This is a genomic window from Flammeovirga kamogawensis, assembly GCF_018736065.1.
GTDB classification, from domain to species: domain Bacteria; phylum Bacteroidota; class Bacteroidia; order Cytophagales; family Flammeovirgaceae; genus Flammeovirga; species Flammeovirga kamogawensis.
Map to the genome: position 1 here is coordinate 2,990,388 of NZ_CP076128.1, position 21,158 is coordinate 3,011,545.

The 21,158-nt window shown below is 32.3% G+C and carries 15 protein-coding genes; 10 read left to right on the plus strand and 5 right to left on the minus strand.

Translation table 11 applies throughout. The features are described 5' to 3' along the window. Positions 1-49 precede the first annotated feature (49 nt). Positions 50-3,475: a carbohydrate-binding protein gene (locus KM029_RS27120; protein WP_144073511.1), complete on the plus strand. Its 3,426-nt coding sequence runs from the start codon at positions 50-52 to the stop codon at positions 3,473-3,475. Between the two features lie 152 nt (positions 3,476-3,627). Continuing rightward, a complete protein-coding gene (locus KM029_RS11980; protein WP_158631041.1) occupies positions 3,628-4,593 on the plus strand; it encodes a helix-turn-helix domain-containing protein in 966 nt (321 codons plus the stop codon). Between the two features lie 50 nt (positions 4,594-4,643). On the opposite strand, the gene KM029_RS11985 is transcribed toward KM029_RS11980, so the two are convergent. The 3 genes from KM029_RS11985 to KM029_RS11995 form a co-directional block, all read right to left on the minus strand. After that, positions 4,644-6,335 (minus strand): thiamine pyrophosphate-binding protein, encoded by a 1,692-nt coding sequence (locus KM029_RS11985; RefSeq protein WP_144073513.1) that lies wholly within the window; start codon positions 6,333-6,335, stop codon positions 4,644-4,646. Positions 6,336-6,567: 232 nt separating this feature from the next. Further along, complete coding sequence (locus tag KM029_RS11990; protein ID WP_144073514.1) at positions 6,568-6,813, minus strand: type B 50S ribosomal protein L31; 246 nt, start codon at positions 6,811-6,813, stop codon at positions 6,568-6,570. Positions 6,814-6,949: 136 nt separating this feature from the next. Further along, positions 6,950-11,779 (minus strand): lamin tail domain-containing protein, encoded by a 4,830-nt coding sequence (locus KM029_RS11995; protein ID WP_144073515.1) that lies wholly within the window; start codon positions 11,777-11,779, stop codon positions 6,950-6,952. A 388-nt stretch (positions 11,780-12,167) separates the two neighbouring features. On the opposite strand from KM029_RS11995, the gene KM029_RS12000 reads away from it, so the two are divergent. From KM029_RS12000 to tsf, 8 genes are all read left to right on the plus strand, one after another. After that, positions 12,168-12,854: a Crp/Fnr family transcriptional regulator gene (locus KM029_RS12000; RefSeq protein WP_144073516.1), complete on the plus strand. Its 687-nt coding sequence runs from the start codon at positions 12,168-12,170 to the stop codon at positions 12,852-12,854. Positions 12,855-13,129: 275 nt separating this feature from the next. Further along, a complete protein-coding gene (locus KM029_RS12005) occupies positions 13,130-14,404 on the plus strand; it encodes a serine hydroxymethyltransferase (protein WP_144073517.1) in 1,275 nt (424 codons plus the stop codon). A 107-nt stretch (positions 14,405-14,511) separates the two neighbouring features. Beyond that, positions 14,512-15,330, plus strand: coding sequence for a hypothetical protein (locus KM029_RS12010; protein WP_144073518.1), 819 nt, complete (start codon positions 14,512-14,514; stop codon positions 15,328-15,330). Between the two features lie 256 nt (positions 15,331-15,586). Continuing rightward, positions 15,587-16,030: a 50S ribosomal protein L13 gene (rplM, locus tag KM029_RS12015; RefSeq protein ID WP_144073519.1), complete on the plus strand. Its 444-nt coding sequence runs from the start codon at positions 15,587-15,589 to the stop codon at positions 16,028-16,030. Between the two features lie 12 nt (positions 16,031-16,042). After that, on the plus strand, positions 16,043-16,429 hold the full coding sequence (rpsI, locus tag KM029_RS12020; protein WP_126617789.1) for a 30S ribosomal protein S9: 387 nt from the start codon (positions 16,043-16,045) through the stop codon (positions 16,427-16,429). Between the two features lie 102 nt (positions 16,430-16,531). Next, positions 16,532-17,293, plus strand: a complete 762-nt coding sequence (gene rpsB / locus KM029_RS12025; RefSeq protein ID WP_144073520.1) for a 30S ribosomal protein S2 — start codon at positions 16,532-16,534, stop codon at positions 17,291-17,293. Positions 17,294-17,326: 33 nt separating this feature from the next. Beyond that, positions 17,327-17,527 carry a hypothetical protein gene (locus KM029_RS12030; RefSeq protein WP_126617785.1) on the plus strand — a complete coding sequence of 67 codons (201 nt, stop codon included), beginning with the start codon at positions 17,327-17,329 and terminating at the stop codon, positions 17,525-17,527. A gap of 128 nt (positions 17,528-17,655) precedes the next feature. Beyond that, positions 17,656-18,486 (plus strand): translation elongation factor Ts, encoded by an 831-nt coding sequence (gene tsf / locus KM029_RS12035; protein ID WP_144073521.1) that lies wholly within the window; start codon positions 17,656-17,658, stop codon positions 18,484-18,486. Positions 18,487-18,626: 140 nt separating this feature from the next. On the opposite strand, the gene KM029_RS12040 is transcribed toward tsf, so the two are convergent. Continuing rightward, positions 18,627-19,511 (minus strand): gliding motility protein GldN, encoded by an 885-nt coding sequence (locus KM029_RS12040; RefSeq protein ID WP_158631042.1) that lies wholly within the window; start codon positions 19,509-19,511, stop codon positions 18,627-18,629. Positions 19,512-19,523: 12 nt separating this feature from the next. Next, positions 19,524-21,137 (minus strand): type IX secretion system motor protein PorM/GldM, encoded by a 1,614-nt coding sequence (gene porM / locus KM029_RS12045; RefSeq protein ID WP_144073522.1) that lies wholly within the window; start codon positions 21,135-21,137, stop codon positions 19,524-19,526. Positions 21,138-21,158 lie beyond the last annotated feature (21 nt).

The window sequence follows — 21,158 nt, forward strand, 5'->3', positions numbered from 1 at the left end:
GGTGAGGTTATTAACCTTGCCTCATTTATTATCTAATCGATATACCTAAATGAAACACACTACAAAACTAAAAAATCAACTATTCATTGTGTTATTGTTTTTGTTCTCTAATGTAAATGCACAAAGCTTTACTTTTGGTACAATTCCAGATACACAAAACCTATCAGAATACGATAGTGACGCATGGAAATTAATGGGTCTTACAGGTTGGTACGTCGAACAGCGACAAAATCTCAATATTTCTTTTGTTGCCTCGCTTGGTGATATGACACAATGGGGTGATTATGGACAATGGCAAAGAGTGCGTAATGCATACGATCTATTTACAGAAAGTGGAATGCCGTATGCACCTTGCCAAGGAAATCACGATCCTCAATTAGATAGGTTTAATCAGTATTTTCCAGAAAGTGAATTTATTGGAACACCTACTTATGGAGGTAATTTTAACGGAATGGAAAATGCCTATTACTTGTTTTCTGAAGCAGGAATGGACTTTATTGTTGTTACCTTACAAACACACGATAATTACATTGGAGACTACGACCTTCCCTCAATTAATTGGGCAAATGATATCTTAAATCAATATGCTGATAGAAGAGCAATATTTATTACCCATGATTTCTTCGAGGAAAGAGGTTTAATCAATGATGTAATTAAGCAACATGACAACCTATTTTTAGCTATTTGTGGTCATTCTTGTTCAAGAGAAGAATATTGGACAGAAACATCACCTTCAGGAAATACTGTTAACTGTATAATGACAGATTACCAATGTGATAATGATAAAGGAACAACACTTCGTTATTACACCTTCGTTCCAGAAGAAAATAGAATTGATGCATTTACTTACAATACTTTAAGCGGAAACTATGAAACGGATGCTAATTCACAATTCAGCATTAATTATCAAATGGAAAGTGTTCCGTGTGAACTTCCACACCAAGCTTATAATGGTAATGTAGTAACACTTCCAGGTACTTTCGAAGCTGAGAATTATAACGAAGGTTGCCCAACTATTCCATTTTACGATACAGATATATCTAACCAAGGTAGTGAATACAGAACAGATGCAGTAGATATTGAAGTTTGTACAGACGGAGGTTTTAATGTTGGATGGACAGAAGCTGGAGAGTGGTTAAACTATCAGGTAAATGTAGCAACTTCAGGTACATATAATTTTGATTTTAAAGTTGCTTCTTTTCAAGGTGGCGGTAGTTTTCACTTAGAAGTTGATGACATTGCTATTACAGAAACAATTAATGTTGCATCAACTGATGGATGGCAAAGCTGGTCTATTATTTCTTCTAATGATGTACTTCTAAACAATGGTATTCAAAATATTAAATTAGTAATCGATCAAGGAGGTTTTAATATTGATAATATTACTGCAACAAGCGTAATAACTGAAATCCCTCCTAGTATAACTCTTATAAATAGTACTCCTACATCACCTAAATCAACTGATGACATTACTATTTCTGCTACAATTACAGACAATAGTAATGTAGTAAATGCAGAGATTTTATGGAATAATCAAGTGATTGTTATGACACATAATGCTGATATTTATAGTGGTATTATTCCAGCTCAAGTAGATGGAACTATCATCAATTATCAAATAAAAGCTATAGATAACGATGGTCTTGTAACTATTTCGAATCAGCAATCTATTACTGTAAATGATCCTGATATCAATGAACCTCAATTAATATGGTCTGATGAATTTAATTATACAGGTCTACCAGATCCATCAAAATGGGGATATGATGTAGGAAATGGCGGATACGGTAATAATGAATTACAGAACTATACGGAGAACCGTTTAGAAAACGCCCGTGTAGAAAATGGGCATCTAATTATTGAGGCAAGAAGAGATTGGTATCAAAACATAGAATATTCTTCTGCTAGATTAGTAACTAAAAATAAAGGTGATTGGTTATACGGACGTGTTGACGTATCTGCTAAACTACCAGGTGGAAAAGGAACTTGGGCTGCCATTTGGATGCTTCCTACAGATTGGGAATATGGCGGATGGCCAGATAGTGGTGAAATAGATATTATGGAAAATGTAGGTTATGATCCGAACACAGTACATGGTACCGTTCATACAGAAGCTTATAACCATAGAATCGGTACACAGTTAAGTAATACTATTGATAAATCTACTTATCAATCAGAATTTCATTCTTATTCTGTAGAATGGACAGAAGATAAAATGGATTTCTTTATTGACGGAGAAAAATATTTTACACACTTAAAACATGGTGGTTCTGCTGAATGGCCATTTGATAAACGTTTCCATTTAATCTTAAATCTTGCAGTTGGTGGAGACTGGGGTGGTGCTTTAGGTGTCGATTCTAATATTTGGCCACAAAGAATGGAAGTAGATTATGTTAGAGTTTATGACAAAGGTCCTTCTCAAGAAGTCGTTACTACTACGCTTCCTGGAAGATTAGAAGCGGAAAATTATTCTGATGCAGAAGGTGTTCAGAAAGAAACTTGTAGTGAAGGCGGACAAAATGTTGGATATATTTCTAGTGGCGATTGGTTAAAATACAATGTAGATGTAACTACAACAGGTAGTTACTTAGTCGAATATAGAGTGGCAAGTAATGATGGCGGAGGACAGTTAAACTTAGAGCAAAATAGTGGTTCAACAATTCTTGGTTCATTAAGTGTTCCTTATACTGCCGGATGGCAAACTTGGACTACTATTTCTGATACTGTTCAGTTAACTGCTGGAGAGCAAAATATAGCCATTGGTATTCCTTCTGGAGGGTTTAATATTAATTGGATTCAGTTTACTTCTATAGACAACACACCAGATAACATTACACCTATTAGAATAGAAGCCGAAAATTATTCAATTATGGATGGTCTTCAGACTGAGGCTTGTAGCGAAGGTGGTGAAAATATTGGCTATACAGACCAGAATGATTGGGCTGTTTATGATGTCGAAATACCTGCAGGAAATTATGAAGTTAGCTATAGATTTGCTTCAATGAATGGCGGTGGAGAAATCCAACTTGAAAAAGCTGGTGGTGGCGGAACATTTGCGAACACTAGTATTAGCAGTACAGGTGGATGGCAAAATTGGTCTACTGTTTCTGATCAAATTTCTATTACTGAACCTATCAGTAAAATTGCAATAAACATTAGGCAAGGTGGTTTCAATCTAAATTGGATTGAACTAGTACCTCAATCAAGTAATGCTAGAAATAATACAAGTTCTTCTACTCTACAACTAGAAGAAACATTACGCATTTATCCTATCCCTGCCACAAATAAATTGACTATTTCTAATTTTAAAAATCAAATAGTTGACCTAAGTGCATATAGTTTAGATGGTAAAAAACATCCTTTAAATAACACTAATAATAGTGTCGATCTATCACAACTTAAAAAAGGAATTTATATCCTTCATATCATAGATAACAAAGGAAAGTTGTATTCTAAAAAATTTATTAAAGAGTAAATTTTAAATTTCTTCTTTTTAGTAAAAGCATTCTTAGGAAAGGTATTTTTCTTAAGAGTGCTTTTTTATTTAGAACTCTTAATTCATATTAATATATTAATAGATAGAACCCTAAATCAAAATTGAATTCTATGCTAAGTTTTTTATCAAAAATGACCAACTTCGAAAATCACAAAAATGATATAGCTACCTTTTTTAGTGGTAAGTTCATATCAGATGATTTTATAGAAGTTGATAATGAGATTGCTAAAGGTTTTATTTTTTTTTATAAGCTTTCTGATTATAAACATTTTTTAGTTTTCAATTTAGAAATAAAACAACCTATTGATTACGAGCTTGATTATAGTAAAGCCCAACATTTTAGTAGATTAGCTGCTTTTTTTAATAATGAGATTTATGTCAAAAGTCTTAAAGAAAATACCGAGCAATTAATTAGTTATGATGGTTTTTATACTAGCGATAAAAATGTTCGTATTAAAGGGAAATTAAAAAAGGGAGAATATCTACAACACATTAGTTTTTTTTATACAGAAGAGTTATTTGATATTATTTTAAATGAACAAGTAAGAAAATACTATCAAACACAAAATCACTTTTTAATATATCTTGATAACAGATCAGAACTCAATAATTTTAAAAAAACATTACTCACAATTTTTTCTTATCCTCCAGAAATAATAGGGCAAGTTCTTAAAGTAAAGTTACAAGAATTGAAATTTATTTTCTTGGCTAGGTTATTCAATTTAGATATTGAAAAACTTGATATTAAAAATTCATCCATCACAAATTATCAATTAAAAATCCTCTTTGAAATAAGAACAACGATTTTGGAAGATTTAAGAGAAAAACCAAATGTGGGAGATTTCATTGCTAAATATGGGATTCATAAAACACTCCTTCAAAGCTTATTTCAAGAAACTTTTGGATATACAATCTATAACTTCTTTACAATTCAAAGAATGGAAAAAACAAAAGAAGAACTTATAGACAAAAAAATGAGTACTACAGAAATTGCTTATGAATATGGGTTTAGTGATGTACAACATTTTTCTAAGCAGTTTAAAAAATTCTTTGGAGAGACTCCTAGTAAATTCTACACCAAATTTAATGTAAACTAAAAGAAGCGATCATTGCTGATCGCTTCTAGTTATATTATTTAATTAAAGGCTTAGTGTTGTAATGCTTCGCTAAACTTAACGTTGAAAGATGCACTATCCCAAGGATCTAATTTTACTCTAACTACATTTACTCCTTTTTTACCTCTTAATTCAGTGAAAATACCATCTAGATCATTTTCTGTTTGTGCTACATAACTTGATGTAGTCACTCCATCAATATCACCAAATGTTTCTGCCAATTGCTCATATTTCCATGGTAAAAAGTCATTATAAGAACGTTCTTTACCTGGGTGTATCTGGCGTTCTGCACCATAACCAGAATTATCAAGAATTATTAAAGTCATGTCTAATTCATGCTCTATTACAGTAGATAACTCTTGTGCAGACATTAAAAATGCTCCATCACCAGTAATACTTATAACTTGTCCTTTATCAGAAGTTACTTCACTGTGTGCAAAACTAGCTCCAACACTCATTCCAAAACCTGCTCCTAAAGAACCCCAATTTCCACATCCATGAATCTTAATATCTTTCTTAAATTCTGTCTGTGATGAGTTAATGTACCCACCAGTATCACCTACTAAAACATCACCCGAATCCATGAAGTTTGCAAACTGAACATACATTCTATCAATTGTTAAAGCATTATCTGTAGGAGTGAATTTATCACGTCTTTCAAATGAAAACTTTTTCGCTGACTTATCAATTTCTAATTGTTTAGGAGATAGAGAAGTAACTTTTTCAGCTAAAATAGGAAGAATATCTTTTAAATAAACATCAAAATAATATTCTCCATTTATTATAACCATATCATTTAAAATATGAATAGAATCTTGATTAACACCAATACCATCTGTAAAAACACCAGTGTCAAATTCTGTATGCTGCACACCAAACGTAATATTTAGGTCTGCTCCATCAATCATTTTTATAGTATAATCTTCTGATACTTTACCTTGATAAAAACCAACAGCATTTGGATGATCTTCGAAATGAGAAATCTTTCCTGTAAATACTGTCCCCACACAAGCATTAATATGAGAGATGACTTTATCTGTTGTCAAGATCATATTATTTCTCTGTAATAAAGGGCCTACTAAAGAGGAAATACTATCTGCCTTATCTATTAATTTCAGGATCTGATCAACAGCAGCTGTTAATTTTTTCTGATTTGTAACGGTCTGCTTAAAATCTAAAGGTGAAGTAGGATAAATATCTAATTCTGCACCTTGAAGATCGAATGGAATTTCTAAATAAACAGGTTTTTTATGTATGAATGATGTAATTAATAAATCATCAATTTCTGCAGCAGCTGTTTCTAAAGATGATAATCTCAACGTTTTAATAGTAATATTCTCCATTACTTTCATAGAAGTATCGAAGTCTTGACCTAATAAATGATGGTATAACCTAGTACCTACTGTTTTAGAAGCTTCTCTTGTTGGTGCTCCACAAATAACTACTAAAGGAGAATTATCTGCGTAAGCACCTGATATTGCATTTACTGTACTTAAAGAACCAACTCCAAAAGTAACTGCTGCAGCACCAAAACCATTAAGTCTTGAATAACCATCTGCTGAATATGTTGCGTTTAATTCGTTTCTACTATTAACATGTTTAACTCCTGTATTCTTATCTATTAACTCATCGAAAAATGGTAATACATAATCGCCTGGAATACCAAATAAATGATTTACGCTTAACTCGTTTAATCTTCCTAGTAAAAATTCTGAAACTGTCATGATGAATAGATTTTATATTTTTGTTATTGTTTTTATTGAACAATACAAAGGTGCAGTTTTCAAAAAATAGTCTATTGTACAAAAAGATGGAGCTGTGGTAAAAAAAGATAAACTTAGTTTTTTATAGATTAAGGATACCTTATATAGGAAGAAAATAATAGAGGTAATTTTTAAGCAAAAAAAAACCACGACTTCATAAAGAAATCGTGGCTTCTGAGAATAAAGCAAATACTTATGCTTTCTTTCCGTATTTTTTGTTGAAACGATCAACTCTACCTGCAGCTGAAATAGCAGCTTTCTTACCAGTATAGAACGGGTGAGATGCAGAAGAAATCTCGACTTTGAATAAAGGATAAGTTGCTCCTTCAAATTCAATAGTGTCTTGTGTTTTAACAGTAGAACCAATAAGGAACTTCTCGTTACTAGTCAGATCGTGGAATACCACTGGTCTGAACTCAGGATGAAGATCTTTTTTCATCTTATAATATTTTTTTACTTAATTCTGTAATCCCAAATCGAAATGCAAAAGTAATACTTTGTATAATACTACACAATAATACTAGCATCTTATTCTATAACATCTCTGAATATTAGAGAAAAAACACCTAAATAAGTCAATTCCAAGTAGCTACGCTTATTACTTTTGTAAATTTTTCTATTCTATGTTGCCTATTTTCAGCAAGTAATAGTAACAGAAATTTACCATAGACTTGTTCTCCTGAAGCTGTTTTACCATCCCATCTAATTACATCTCCATTCCCTATTTCAAAATTTGTTCTGAGCGATGATATTAAATGCCCTCTAACATTATATACTTCTAGTCTAAATATTCTTAAAGGAAATTCATTATTATTCTCAATTAATAGAAAGTCATCTGTTCCATCGCCATTTGCGGTAATCAAGGTTGTATTTACTGTTAAACCACCAAAATCATTCATAAAAGCTGTTCCTTTATTATTTCTAGAATTTATTTTGGTGGGTGTAGCAAAACCAACACTTTCAATAGCAGACGTCCAATTATCTTGTAAACTCACTTCCTTTTTATAATCAATCCTTTCTAAAGAAACATCTTCACTATTTTTTAAATACTTCTGATGCATATTATCGTTATAATAAAACTGCTCCAAAATTTTATTATGATGATCGGTCAATATTAATCCTCCTTCTTTATTTGGATAACTTGGTAAGGTTAACTCAAAAACATGGGTACTTAGAGCTGAAGGATAAAAATTCAATAACTTATCAACATTATTTGTAAACACATACCATGTTTTTGGAGGCATAAACAACGATTTTGTGGATAACTTTTTAAAATCAGAGACACCCTCATTATTTATATTTCCAATTTTATAATTTTTCAAATTGATATAACCACTCGAAGCATTATAAATTTCTACAAAATCTTCATTAAGAATAGATGGATCAAAAAGTAATTCAGATAAATATAATTGAACGTTTTCAGGTGATTTAATCAATTGCTTTTGCTGAGGTTTTAAATTAATATTTGATAGACAATCTGAGATATTTTCTACACTAATTTCTACCTCTGAATTCACCTTTTTTTTATCAACAAAAAACACCTTTTCTTCTAACCATTGTAACTGATTTAAGGGAATAATATCATCGTTATATTTTACAATAATATTCTGTGATAATAGAGTGGATACTTCCTCATCAAATTCTAAATAAACAGTATCATTTATAGCAAAAGTTTCTAATAATTCTGGAGCTTTATAATCTTCTAAAAAACCTGTTACAGAATTAGCCTCTGCTGGTGTACCACCTCTACTATCTTCGGATGCTTTCCAATTCCTTATTCCAACACATGAACTTTGAAAATCAATCATTTCTAATGACCAACCTCCTTTTGATTTTTTCCTATTTTGATAATAAAAAGGGGTATAATTTATTCTTTGAATTTCTTCATTCTCTTTATTGAAAAGTTGTATCTCTCCTTCCGTATTGTTCAAATTTTTCCAAGGTTTTATACCAATCGCATTTATACCTTTTTTTAGAAAGTTATCAACATGTTCAAAAGGTGTTAGTATTAGGTATTCTCTTGGTTTAATACTATAAATTGGTAAGCTTATTTTAACACCATTCAATAACATTACACAATCATTAATATATAGGTATAAATCGCTGTTATTGTATAGTTCTATGTATTCAGAACTAGGTAAACCATTAATAAATGAATGATTAGTCATCAACTCAGTTATCAACAACTGTTGATAGTTCACTTTTGGTGATACAAAAAACGTATCAGTATCTGAAAATTGGATATTATTGAAACAATCATAGAAGTTATCAACAGTTACTTTTACTAACATTCCAGGAGGAATTTTCTCATTAAGAGTAAGATTAAGTATTGAGTTATTCACAAAATATGAGTTACTAACAGAGTTATCAACATTATTTATAGAACACGATATTGTACTAATCAAAGAATCTAAGAAAATTGGTTCATTAAATTGAATCTGGATACTAACATTGTTGATAACTTTTATGTTTGCAATATATGGAGGCTGATTATCTTCTAATTGTGCAAATACAGAATTTTTCATTCCAAGTGTTCCTCCAAGTGAACTGTTAGTAACTTTCCAATTTATTTCATTGGCACAATTAAACAATGGATCAATCCTCTCTAAAGTATAACCGCCTTCTGCTTTAGTATTATTCTTATATGATTTTTTTGAATAATAAACTTCATCTAATATTGAAGTATTATCTAAAGAAATAAGTTGTAATGTATCTCTATCATTTCTTAAAATACTAAGGTTCTCTACTCCTACTATATCATCATATTCAGACCATAAATCAATACTTTTAGTATCAACAAGAACTACATATTCATTTGGTAATAATGCTCTATTAATTAATCTAAAAGTATCATTATTAATTAGAATTTTAAACTGCATTAATGATAAGGTATCATCAGTCAAATTCAATAATTCTATTGCTTCAGAATTTGGTAATCCTACAGATGGAGAAGGGTCTATTAGTAGCTCATTTATTACAATATCATTTACAGTAATTTCTCTTGGAGTTTGTAACTCAAAAATTGTAGTTTCACTCTTATTTCCTGAAAGATCTCTTAACCCATTTTTCACTTCTAAATTAAGTGTAATATTAGGTTTAAAATCCTTATCAAAAACCAATAAAATTTGGTTACCTAAATAAGAAATATCACTTAAATTATAATCTTTAAGTTGGTATCTTTTAAATTGTAAAACATCTTCTTCAACTAATTTTTCAGAGCATTCTATTAATAATGAATTTGAAAAATTAAATTGACAACTAGAGAAAATAGGTAGTTCATTATCTATAACAAATTGAGTTTCTAAAAGAGCTAGTTTTTTACCTTTACAAGTTTCAAGTCCATTAATAGACACATTATAAATGTGATTTTCAATCAATGGATTTTGATAAAATATATAGAGTATATTTTCTTTTATTTTATAGCTTTTCACTTGTAAGTCATCACAAATTATAGAAAGTGGTGTAGTATTAATATTTTCTTCAAATGTTAGCGTTGATGAATATGGTGTAGTATTAATATTCGTATTAACTTCTTGATAAGCTATTTTATAAATCGATTTATCAATCTCTATTAAGTATTCTTTTCCACTTTTTAAAGCTATATCACTAGATATAAAAAGTCTATTTTTATATTTAGTTACCTTATCAATACTAAAACCAATAGGTTTAAGATTAATATTTTCTAGAGCAGATGTATCTGTAAATGTGATAATAATTTCATTTCTAGAGTAGGCATAAATATCTACAATTGCCTGCTCCTTTTTAATTGTCTGAGAAATACTATTGGTAACATTACCATGTTCATCTTCTAAATGAACTATTTTTAGTTGATGAGCAGAATCCAACACACCAATATTAAGGTATAAAATATCACTTGGACAGCTATTTTTTTTATAATCAATTACTCTTTCATTTATTTCAATAGATAGATTTTGAAGAATAGGTTCTGAAAACTGAAGAAAGAGACTATCAAAATAATAACGTATATCTGTTAATACAGGAGGAATTGTATCGTATTGAAAATATATATTTTTCTTCTTAAGTATATTTCCTGCATTATCTTGCAAATTTCTGATGGATAGACCGTATGTATCTCCTTCTGAAAATGATACACCATCAAAAAGTAGAAATACTGAACTATCATTATAAATAATTTGAGATGGATGTATTTCTTCATTAATCAATGTGTAATTAAAATTATCTGTAGCTTCTAGTTTATCTAAATCGTCGTTAAAATTTAAAGTAATTCTGTTTGAGGTATTAATACTAAATGATAACAATCTAGGAGCACGTGTATCATATTCAAAAGTAAAAGAAGAGTTAATTGAATTATTTTTATGATCTGATAAGTCTTTTATTCTTAATTCTATATTTTCATTTGCTGGTAATGAAGTTGAAAACACAATAAAAATCCTAGTAGAATCAGCATCAATAAACGAATAACTATCTATAAATATTTCTTCTTCTTTCCACTTTATAGAAATGTCATCAGTAGCTAAATTGTTGATTTCTTCTGAAAAATCAACCCAACATGAATAAGCATTGACAGGAGTTGCAGAAAGAATAAAAGGAGGTGTAGTATCCTCAAAAATAAAATTAGAAGTAATGGAAGTACTATTTCCAGATAAATCACAGAGATTATCAATAGTAAAATTATAATTTTTATCAATTTCTAAACTGCTTGGATATAAACAAAAAAGTGTGTCCTCATTTAAATAAGTAGTTCTATTAATTCCATCAATAAAAAGATCTGGAAAACAATTACTATCTAACTTTTCATTAAAAATAAATTGAATAATCGAATCTCCTGAGAAGGATACTTTTTCGAGAATAGGCACTGCATAATCTATTGCTTTCGCAAAATGATCTAAATAGAAATTATCATATAAAAAATGTTTTCCTCTAGAAGCTGATGTAAAGTGAGAAGAAAATCCAGTAAAAAATGTTTCAAAATTGGGTTGATGAGTAATTGAAATAGAATCAGTAAAATCAGTAATCACACTCCATTCAGCATTTCCATCAAAAATAATTTTTAAATGATTCCACCCAGAAATTGTTTCTTCTATAGGTACTTTAATAACTAAGCTATCATTTGATAAAAAATAAACTTGATCTGCCACTTTTATTGACAGATAATCTCCATTTAAATAGTTTAAAGAATCACTCATCAAAATAAATGAAGAATAATTAGTTTTCTGTAAGCTTGTTGAAATAGAAAAATTATGCTGAAAACTGAACTCCCATACTAATGTATCAGGGTAATCATTTTTTGAAATATTTTCTGGAGAAATAGCATAAACAGTACGTAACCCTGTTCCTGAAGTACTATTTAATTGAAAATAGCCATAATCAGATTGAATAAACCATCCATCTGGAATGCTTCCTGTAGATGTAGATTTACCCAACAAATTAGAGGGATTTAAAAAATCTTGATAAATAATACTTTGAGAAAATAGCGGAATCGTAAAAAAAGATAAGCAGTATAGTATTATACTACTCAGTAGAAATTTGTACATAATAGTTAGAGAAATTATGAATCGTTTGCTAAAAAAGACATCAATAATGACTTCTCTCATTATTGATGACAACTTATGTCATACACAAGTTGATAAACAACATTTACATTTGCAATGGATAATTCTGATAAAAGCGCACAGTCGGGAGCATTTATTGCACTCGGCTGTGTTTTTTTATGTAAAAAAGTAACTAATATCATTTTTTTTAGTAAATCTGTGATTTTGATAGTACTTTTAGATCGCTTTTATCAGAATTATCCACTTACACACTAAAAAGATGAAATTGGTACAACCCTCTTGTGCTTTAAAAGCTAAGGGAAGCCAATCTTTATTTTCTTGTCTTACTGCTGAACAACTTGATAAACTTCAGCCGCATACATGTCACTACTTTAAAAAAGGACAACCGATTTTTCAAGAAGAATCGATGCCTACTGGAGTGTTTTGTATTAGCGAAGGTTTAGTTAAAGTTACTAAGCTCGGCAGTAACGGGAAAGAACAGATTTTACGAATTGCCAAACCAGGTGATTTTGTAGGCTACAAGTCTCTTATCAAAGGCGGACGCTATAGAGCATCTGCTATTGCAATTGAAGACTCATCAATTTGTCTTATTCCAAAAGCTATTTTTATGGAGCTTCTCCATGAAAATGTAGAGTTTTACCAACAAATCGTCCATTTGTTATGTGAAGTTATTGACAGTGCAGAATCAAAACTGACTGACATAGCTTACAAACCTGTGCGCGGACGAATTGCTGAGGCATTATTACTCTTAGATAAAGCCTTTGAAGACAAAGAACAGATCACTCTTACACGTGAAGATTTAGCAGGATTGGTAGGTACAGTTAAAGAAACAGCTATACGTATCATCTCTGAATTTAAACACGAGAAATTAATTGAGATTAATAAAAGAAGTATTAAAATTATTAATCCAGATGGCCTTGTAAAAATTAGCCATTTGTACGATTAAATTTTGGTATAACATTATCAGAATGAATTAAAAATCATCAAAAAGCCTCAACAGGTCTATTTGATGATTTTTCTGTTTTTAAGGAGTAATTATTATGATTTTACTAGTAAAAAGGACCTAAATCAAAAAATAATATTATTAAATTGATCTTTTTTTGCTAAATCTCTTAATGACACATTGAAATTTAGTAGTTTAGCGCGTCTAAAAGGTACAACCTCCTATTTTTCAATAGGAACAAATTCAACTATTAAACAAACAAAACCACTTTTTTAGCCATGAAAAGAGATGAAATCATCTTTGATCTTATAGATCGCGAAAAAGAAAGACAACTTTCTGGTATTGAATTAATCGCTTCAGAAAATTTTGCATCTGAGCAGGTTATGGAAGCTATGGGAAGTGTATTAACAAACAAATACGCAGAAGGCTTACCTGGCAAGCGTTATTATGGTGGTTGTGAAGTAGTAGATGAGGTAGAAAACCTTGCTATCGACCGTCTAAAAGAATTGTTTGGTGCAGCTTGGGCTAACGTTCAACCTCACTCTGGTGCACAAGCAAATGCTGCAGTAATGTTAGCAGTATTAAAACCAGGTGATAAAATTTTAGGGTTTGACTTATCTCACGGTGGTCATTTAACTCACGGTTCTCCTGTAAACTTCTCAGGAAAACTTTACAAACCTTCTTTTTATGGAGTAGAACAAGAAACAGGTCTTATCGATTGGGATAAAGTTGTTGAAACTGCTCGTAAAGAAAAGCCTCAATTAATTATTGCTGGTGCTTCTGCTTACTCTCGTGAGTGGAATTACAAGAAATTACGTGAAGTAGCTGACGAAATTGGTGCTCTTTTATTAGCCGATATTTCTCATCCTTCAGGATTAATTGCAAAAGGTAAACTTGATGATCCTATCAAATACTGTCATATCGTAACTTCTACTACTCACAAAACTTTACGTGGGCCTAGAGGAGGTATTATTATGATGGGAGAAGATTTCGAAAATCCTTGGGGTTTAAAAACACCTAAAGGAAAAACTCGTATGATGTCTTCTTTATTAGATTCAGGTGTATTCCCAGGTACTCAAGGTGGTCCGTTAGAGCACGTTATTGCTGCTAAAGCAATTGCTTTTGGTGAAGCATTATCTCCAGAATATGGTGAGTATGTAACTCAAGTTCAAGCAAATGCTCAAGAAATGGCAAAACACTTTATCGCTAAAGGTTATGATATCATTTCTGGCGGTACTGATAACCATTTAATGCTAATCGATTTACGTTCGAAAGGTTTAACTGGTAAGATCGCTGAAAATACATTAATAAAAGCTGATATTACGATCAATAAGAACATGGTTCCTTTTGATGACAAATCTCCATTTGTTACTTCAGGTATGCGTGTTGGTACAGCTGCGGTTACAACTCGTGGTTTGAAAGAAAGTGATATGGGTAAAATCGTTGATTTCATTGATAGAGTATTAATGAATCATGAAAACGAAGAAGAAATTAATAAAGTAAAATCTGAGATAAATGAGTGGATGCGTCAGTTCCCTCTATTTACTTGGTAATTTTTATTTAATTACTGAAAAAGGACATATTTCAATAGAAATATGTCCTTTTTTTTATATTTTGAATTAAGACTCTTTTTATCTCACATTCAAAAATAACCTAAATCATGAAAATTCGCTTATTAACACTTCTATTTGTAAGTTATATGGTTATCTCTTGTAGTTCTGGAGATGATAATATTAATACACATAGTGATCCAACAATTGAGATTGAGAACCAACAAGAAGTTTTAGAAGTCTATCCATTAGATACTATCAATCTTAATGTAAAAGCAACTACTACTAGTGATGAGCCTATAAGTTCTTTTACGAGTTATAATGACTGTGGGGAAAAGCTATCATCTGATCCAAATTCAGTATATGAAAATCAATATACTTATGCCTATAAAGCTGTAACTCCATATGAAAAAGGAGATACAGAAATTCGATTTACGGCTTATACAGATAAAGGTGAAAATTCTGATATAATTCAAAAAATTAAAGTTATAGACAATCCATATTTAATTGAGTTTGACAGTAGTGATGTTCCTTTAGCTGCCCAAGACTTATCAACTTTTAATGTATCAGGATTATTAAAATCTAAAATCCCATTTAATGATATTAATTTTTCAACATCTGTTGAAGAAGGAAATGTACAAACTGTTAAGGATAATAATTTAATAGCATTACCCCACTCACAAAAACAAGGATTCACCATTACAAATCAGTCCTACACTAAAGATAATAATGGCTATTATCAATATACTTTCGATGTAACATATACTGTTACTGCAGAGGTGAATGATGGAGACCAAAATACTCCTCCAACTATTTTAGATAAATTTTATTTTAGTATTTATTATAATTTTTACTATCCTAATCAAAATATTAAATGCTCAAGTAGCAAAAGATTTGGAACTTGGAGTAAAACGGTTTCAATTCAATAAAAACCACTTCAAATAGTAGTATAATAAAATTAAAGCACTCATTTTCAATAATGAGTGCTTTAATTTTAACACCAACTTTGGATTTGTTTAGAGATATATGATTGCTAAAGTGTTGGTAATCATAAAATAATATTCTACCTTTGCCCGTCGCTTACGTTAACCCGTAATGCGTGTTCAGGTCGAAGTGTTTGCAAACAACTGTTTTTCAGTTGTGTAAGTGCTTCTAGTTATAATTTTTCTAAAACGAAGAATCACAGTGGATACACTCAGTTACAAAACTGCAACGGTGAACAAAGTTACTGCTCAAAAAGAGTGGGTTTTGATCGACGCAGAAGGTAAAACATTGGGTCGTTTGGCTACTGAAATTGCTATGTACTTACGTGGCAAAAAGAAGCCAAGCTTTACTCCTAATGTTGACTGTGGAGATAACGTAGTTGTTATCAACGCAGAAAAAGTGAACCTTACTGGTAAAAAATGGGACGCGAAAGTTTACTTACGCTACTCAGGATACCCAGGTGGTTTAAAATCAAGAACTGCAACAGAAATGAAAGCAAAATTTCCTACTCGCTTAGTAGAGAATGCAGTTAAAGGCATGTTGCCGAAAGGACGTTTGGGTCGTGACTTATACCGTAACTTGTATGTATATGCAGGTGGCGAGCACAAACACGAAGCTCAACAACCTAAAAAAATTGAACTTTAATAAAATTAAGTGATGGAAGTAATTAACACTTCAGGCAGAAGAAAAACTTCTGTAGCAAGAATTTACCTGTCTCAAGGTGAAGGAAAGATTACTGTCAACAAACGTGAGTTTGCGGATTATTTCCCATCTGAGGTTTTGCAAATCAAAGTGCAACAACCATTAGAATTGACTAATGAGTCTGGCAAGTACGATATTGACGTAAACGTTCAAGGTGGTGGTATTAACGGACAAGCTGAGGCTGTTCGTTTAGCGATCTCTAAAGCGCTTTGCGAAATCAACGCAGAACACAGATTGACATTGAAACCGGAAGGTTTCTTAACTCGTGACCCTCGTATGGTGGAAAGAAAGAAACCAGGTCGTAGAAAAGCGAGAAGAAAATTCCAATTCTCAAAACGTTAATCAGCGGATTTTGCATATGTGCCGGCTTTGGATGGTCTTATTCAAGACTATCTGCCGCACTACGTAAATACGTTTTTCAAAACAATCTACTTGTTAGAAACAATGAAAAATTTAGAATACAAAGAACTGCTTGACGCAGGTGTTCACTTTGGTCACTTGACCAGAAAGTGGAATCCTAAAATGGCTCCTTACATTTTCATGGAGCGCAATGGTATCCACATCATTGACCTGAACAAAACAAAGACAGCTTTAGAGCAAGCACAAGGTGCTTTAAAAAATATTGTGAAGTCTGGTCGTAAAGTGATGTTTGTTGCTACTAAAAAGCAAGCAAAAGACATCGTTGCACAAGAGGCTGCACGTTTAAAAATGCCTTTCGTTACTGAGCGTTGGTTAGGTGGTATGCTTACTAACTTCCAAACTGTACGTAAGTCATTGAAAAAAATGTCATCTATTGACAAGCTTATGAAGAGCGATGAGTACAATTCTCTTGCAAAGCGTGAGCGTCTTATGATGCAACGTGAGCGTGAGAAATTGGAAAGAGTTTTGGGTGGTATTGCTGACCAAACTCGTCTTCCAGCTGCACTTTTCATCGTAGATGTTAAGCGTGAGTCTATCGCTGTTAAAGAAGCTCAAAAATTAGGTATTCCTGTTTATGCAATGGTTGATACGAACTCTAACCCTGAGGGTGTTGATTTCGTTATCCCTGCTAACGACGATGCATTCAAATCAGTAAGTGCTATTATGGGTGCTGTTGGTTCTGCAATCGAAGAAGGAATTGGCGAGCGTAAGAAAGAGCGTGACGAAGCTGCTAGTGCTGCTGCTGTAGCAGAGAAAAAAGCGGCTGACGAAGCAACTAAAGAGTAATTCTTCCTCGTTTACCTTTAAAATTTGAATAAAATGGATATTAAAGATATCAAAGAGCTTGAAGCTAAACTTCACGATTTAAGAGTGAAGCAAGGCGACATCTTCAAACAGAAGAAAGCTGAGCGCGACACTGCAGCTCTTGAGGCTATCCGTACAGAGATGGCTGAATTAAAAGCTAAAGTGAAAGGTGGTTTATCTATAAGAAAAGCTGCTAATCAAAAAGCTTCTAAATAAGTTTTAACTTATTGATGAGTTTTTAATCGAGCCCGCACTGTACTGCTGTACCTTGCGGGTTCGTTTGTATAAATTTTCGGTAGAATTTTCTACCCTTTTTCAACCTATCTTTTAAATCTTTTAGAGAGATGGCTATCACAGCAAAAGACGTTAAAGAGCTACGTACTATTACTGGTGCGGGTATGATGGACTGCAAAAAAGCACTCCAAGAAGCTGAAGGCGATATCGACAAAGCAGTTGAAATCCTTCGTAAAAAAGGACAAAAATTAGCTGCAAAGAGAGCTGACAGAGAAACTACTGAAGGTCAAGTATTTGTTTATTCAAATGATGACAACAGTAAATCTGTTGCTTTAGCATTCGCTTGTGAAACTGAACCAGTTTCAGTAAATGAGGAATTCTCTGCTCTAGGTAAAAAATTACTTGAAGCTGCTGTTGCTGCCGATGCTCAAACAGCTGAAGAAGTTCTTGCTTTAGAAATTGATGGAGCTCCTGCAACAGATGCAGTAACTGCATTAACTGCTAAAATGGGAGAGAAAATGGAAATCAGCGGATACGCTAACGTATCTGGTGCTGCTGTTGCTGCTTATAAGCATGGTAGTGCTATTGCTGTACTTGTTGAACTTTCTGAAGCTGCAGACGAAGCTGTTCTTGAAGCTGGAAGAAATGTAGGAATGCAAGTTGCTGCAATGCGTCCAATCGCTTTATCTGAAGCAGATGTTGACACTACTTTAGTAGAAAAAGAAAAAGAAATCGGAATGGAGCGTGCTCGCCAAGAAGGTAAGCCGGAACATATCTTAGAGCGTATTGCTGAAGGTTATGTGAAGAAATTCTTAAAAGAGAATACTCTTCTTAACCAAGAATACGTGAAAGAATCTAGCCAAACTGTTAAAGCTTACGTAGGAAGCGTTAAACCTGGTTTAGAAGTTAAATCTTTCCACCGTGTTTCAACAGGTAAATAATTAATTCTCATTAGAATTTTTTATATAAAAGGTTTCATTTCTCACGAAATGAAACCTTTTTTTATTTCAATATTAATTTGAAACAAAAAAAGCAGTTTCAAAAAGATTGAAACTGCTTTTTTTAATATTTATGATAAATACTAGTTAGACCATAAGTCTGATTCGTATTCAACTAAATCATATTTGTATTCTAAACCTTTCATTAAGGCAATATCTCCTTTAGCATCACCATACAATAAAGCAATATCTTTATCTTGTGTATTTGTATACTTAGTGATTTTACCTTGGAATAAAAGAAGATCAAATGCATCTGACAAGTTTTTACTTTCAGCTAAGTTTCTGTCATTGTACCAAAGAGCATCTCTGTTTTCTTTGAATAGGTTTTCAACAACTTCTTTATAACTGAAAGATGCAACAGCTCTTTCTAAAGTACCTCCATTATTTTCCGCAGGTAGTACTAATGAAATTACTTGAATATCATGTAACCACTTACCTCTTCTACGGTCAAATAAGATGTCAACTTTAACATCCATCAAATAGATATCCTCAGGATATAATTCATCAGATGATGCTGCAACAGCTCCGCCAGTTGCGCCAGAGTCTCCACCCCAGCCATCGCCACCGCCTGAGTCTCCCCAGCCGCCGCCGCCGCCCCAATCGTCGCCGCCGCCCCAGTCGTCACCGCCGCCTGAGTCTCCGCCTAAATTAGGTTTTTTGATGCGTTCTTTAAATTCATCAATAGTTAGACGTTTCTTTAAAGAGTCATTTTCATATGGTCTAAGTAAACTACTCTTTACTGCATCAATCATTAATTTTGGTAACCAACGGTTTTTCGCAAAAAATGGTTGATTCATTTTATCAGTAAGATTTACTCTGTACCATACAGTTCTCTTAAACATAATATCTGCATTACGAACAGGTCGAACCGAATGCTTATTCCATTCGCTTTCATCTATTTCCTGTGCATATGCCATACTAGCAAAGCTTACAAATGCTAGTAAAAGTAATCCTCTTAGATTTCTCATAATCTTGAATCTTTAATTAACTGAAATGGTAGTGATGCCACCAACACCTGATACTCTTTCAGTTTGTCCTTGTGAGTTCTTACGAACCACTTTCTTCACATCAACAACTACACGTACACCAGGTGTACCTTTAGGTGCTTTCTTTAATAACTGTCCGATATCAAAATCTTGCTTACCACCAGTAATTTTAACTGGACCAGCTAAAGGTTTTGTACCAAATGCTACTGTTACTTCCCACTCTACTACTCTATAGTTAGCTTCGTCTGGTAATGCCGCTTTAAATTCTTCATCAGCTACAGGACGTACTCTTAACTTACTAGTTTTTGTACTGATACCTTTCTTTAAATCTACTCCAGGGAATGCAATTGTTGGTTTTGGAACACCTCTTGTTTTAAAAGTCTTTGTTCCAATTTTATTACCTCCACTAGAAACAGTAAGAACTACTGATTTAGCTGTTGGCTTAGGGATAATTGTAGCTTCTTTACCTTTAGAAAGAACTTTTGCATTAGTCCCAGAGAATCTTGGGTTATATGCTTCTCCTAAAGCAGGAACATCTACAACTAATCTGTTAGCAACATTTCTATATAAAGCATTTACTGTAGCAGAATTTACTTCAATAGATGGCTTAACTACTACAAACTCTTCTTCAACAATCAATGTTGTATCACCAAAAGGAGTTGTATAAGTAATTTCACCTTTCCAAGTTTGATTTGAACGACCATTCTTATCGTATTTTGCTGGTTTAGCAGGGAATTTAACCTCACCGATACCATCAACTACTTTGATAGAAGAACCATTATATTTCATTCTTGGCTTAGCAGCAGAAGAAGATGCAGCAATAAACATTGTTGCTTCATAATCTAAACCTGCAGCTACATATTTTGATGTAGGCTTTACAACTGCAACTACTTTATCAAAAACTACTCTACCACCTACACGGTCATTAAGTACTTTTAATACTTTAGTTTCATTTTGTAAAACTTCTGAAGACATCTCACTTAAAATTGCCATAACAGCAGCTGCTGGAGTATCTTCAAACTGGATATAAGCAAAATCTTTATTCTTGTTATCCTTATCATTTTTATATTGAGCCATTTCCTTTGCAGGACGTGCTAATTTTCCGATAGGTTTCCAAGTTTTTGAAGTATCATATTTAATAGCTACCTCATCAAAGTGTTTTGCTAAAGCATTTAATTTCTTTTCTAATTCATATGCTTTACCATTTTTCTTAGACTCTTGACCAATTAAGATTTCAGCTGGAATTTGAGTATCACTCTTTCCTTTCAACTGGCCATTTTCTGTACCTCCAGTTGCTTTTGTAACTTCTTCTTTTAAGTCATCAATATATGAAATTACTTTACTTGTTTCCATTCTTAATGCTTGAGCATCAGAAAGTACTGCTTTTGTAATTTCATTAGTCTTTTTTGCAACAGCACCTTCAATTGCATGAAGTTGTCTGTCGTTTTCTTGAGAAGTAATATGATTAGAGTTTTCTAATGATTGCTCAATAAAAGTAAACTTATCTAAAACTGTATTACTTACATTCAACGCTAACATGGCCATAAGTACTAGGTACATTAGACCAATCATCCGTTGTCTTGGGGTTTCTTTTGCTCCTCCTGCCATTAGTTTTTCCTTTGTTGATTG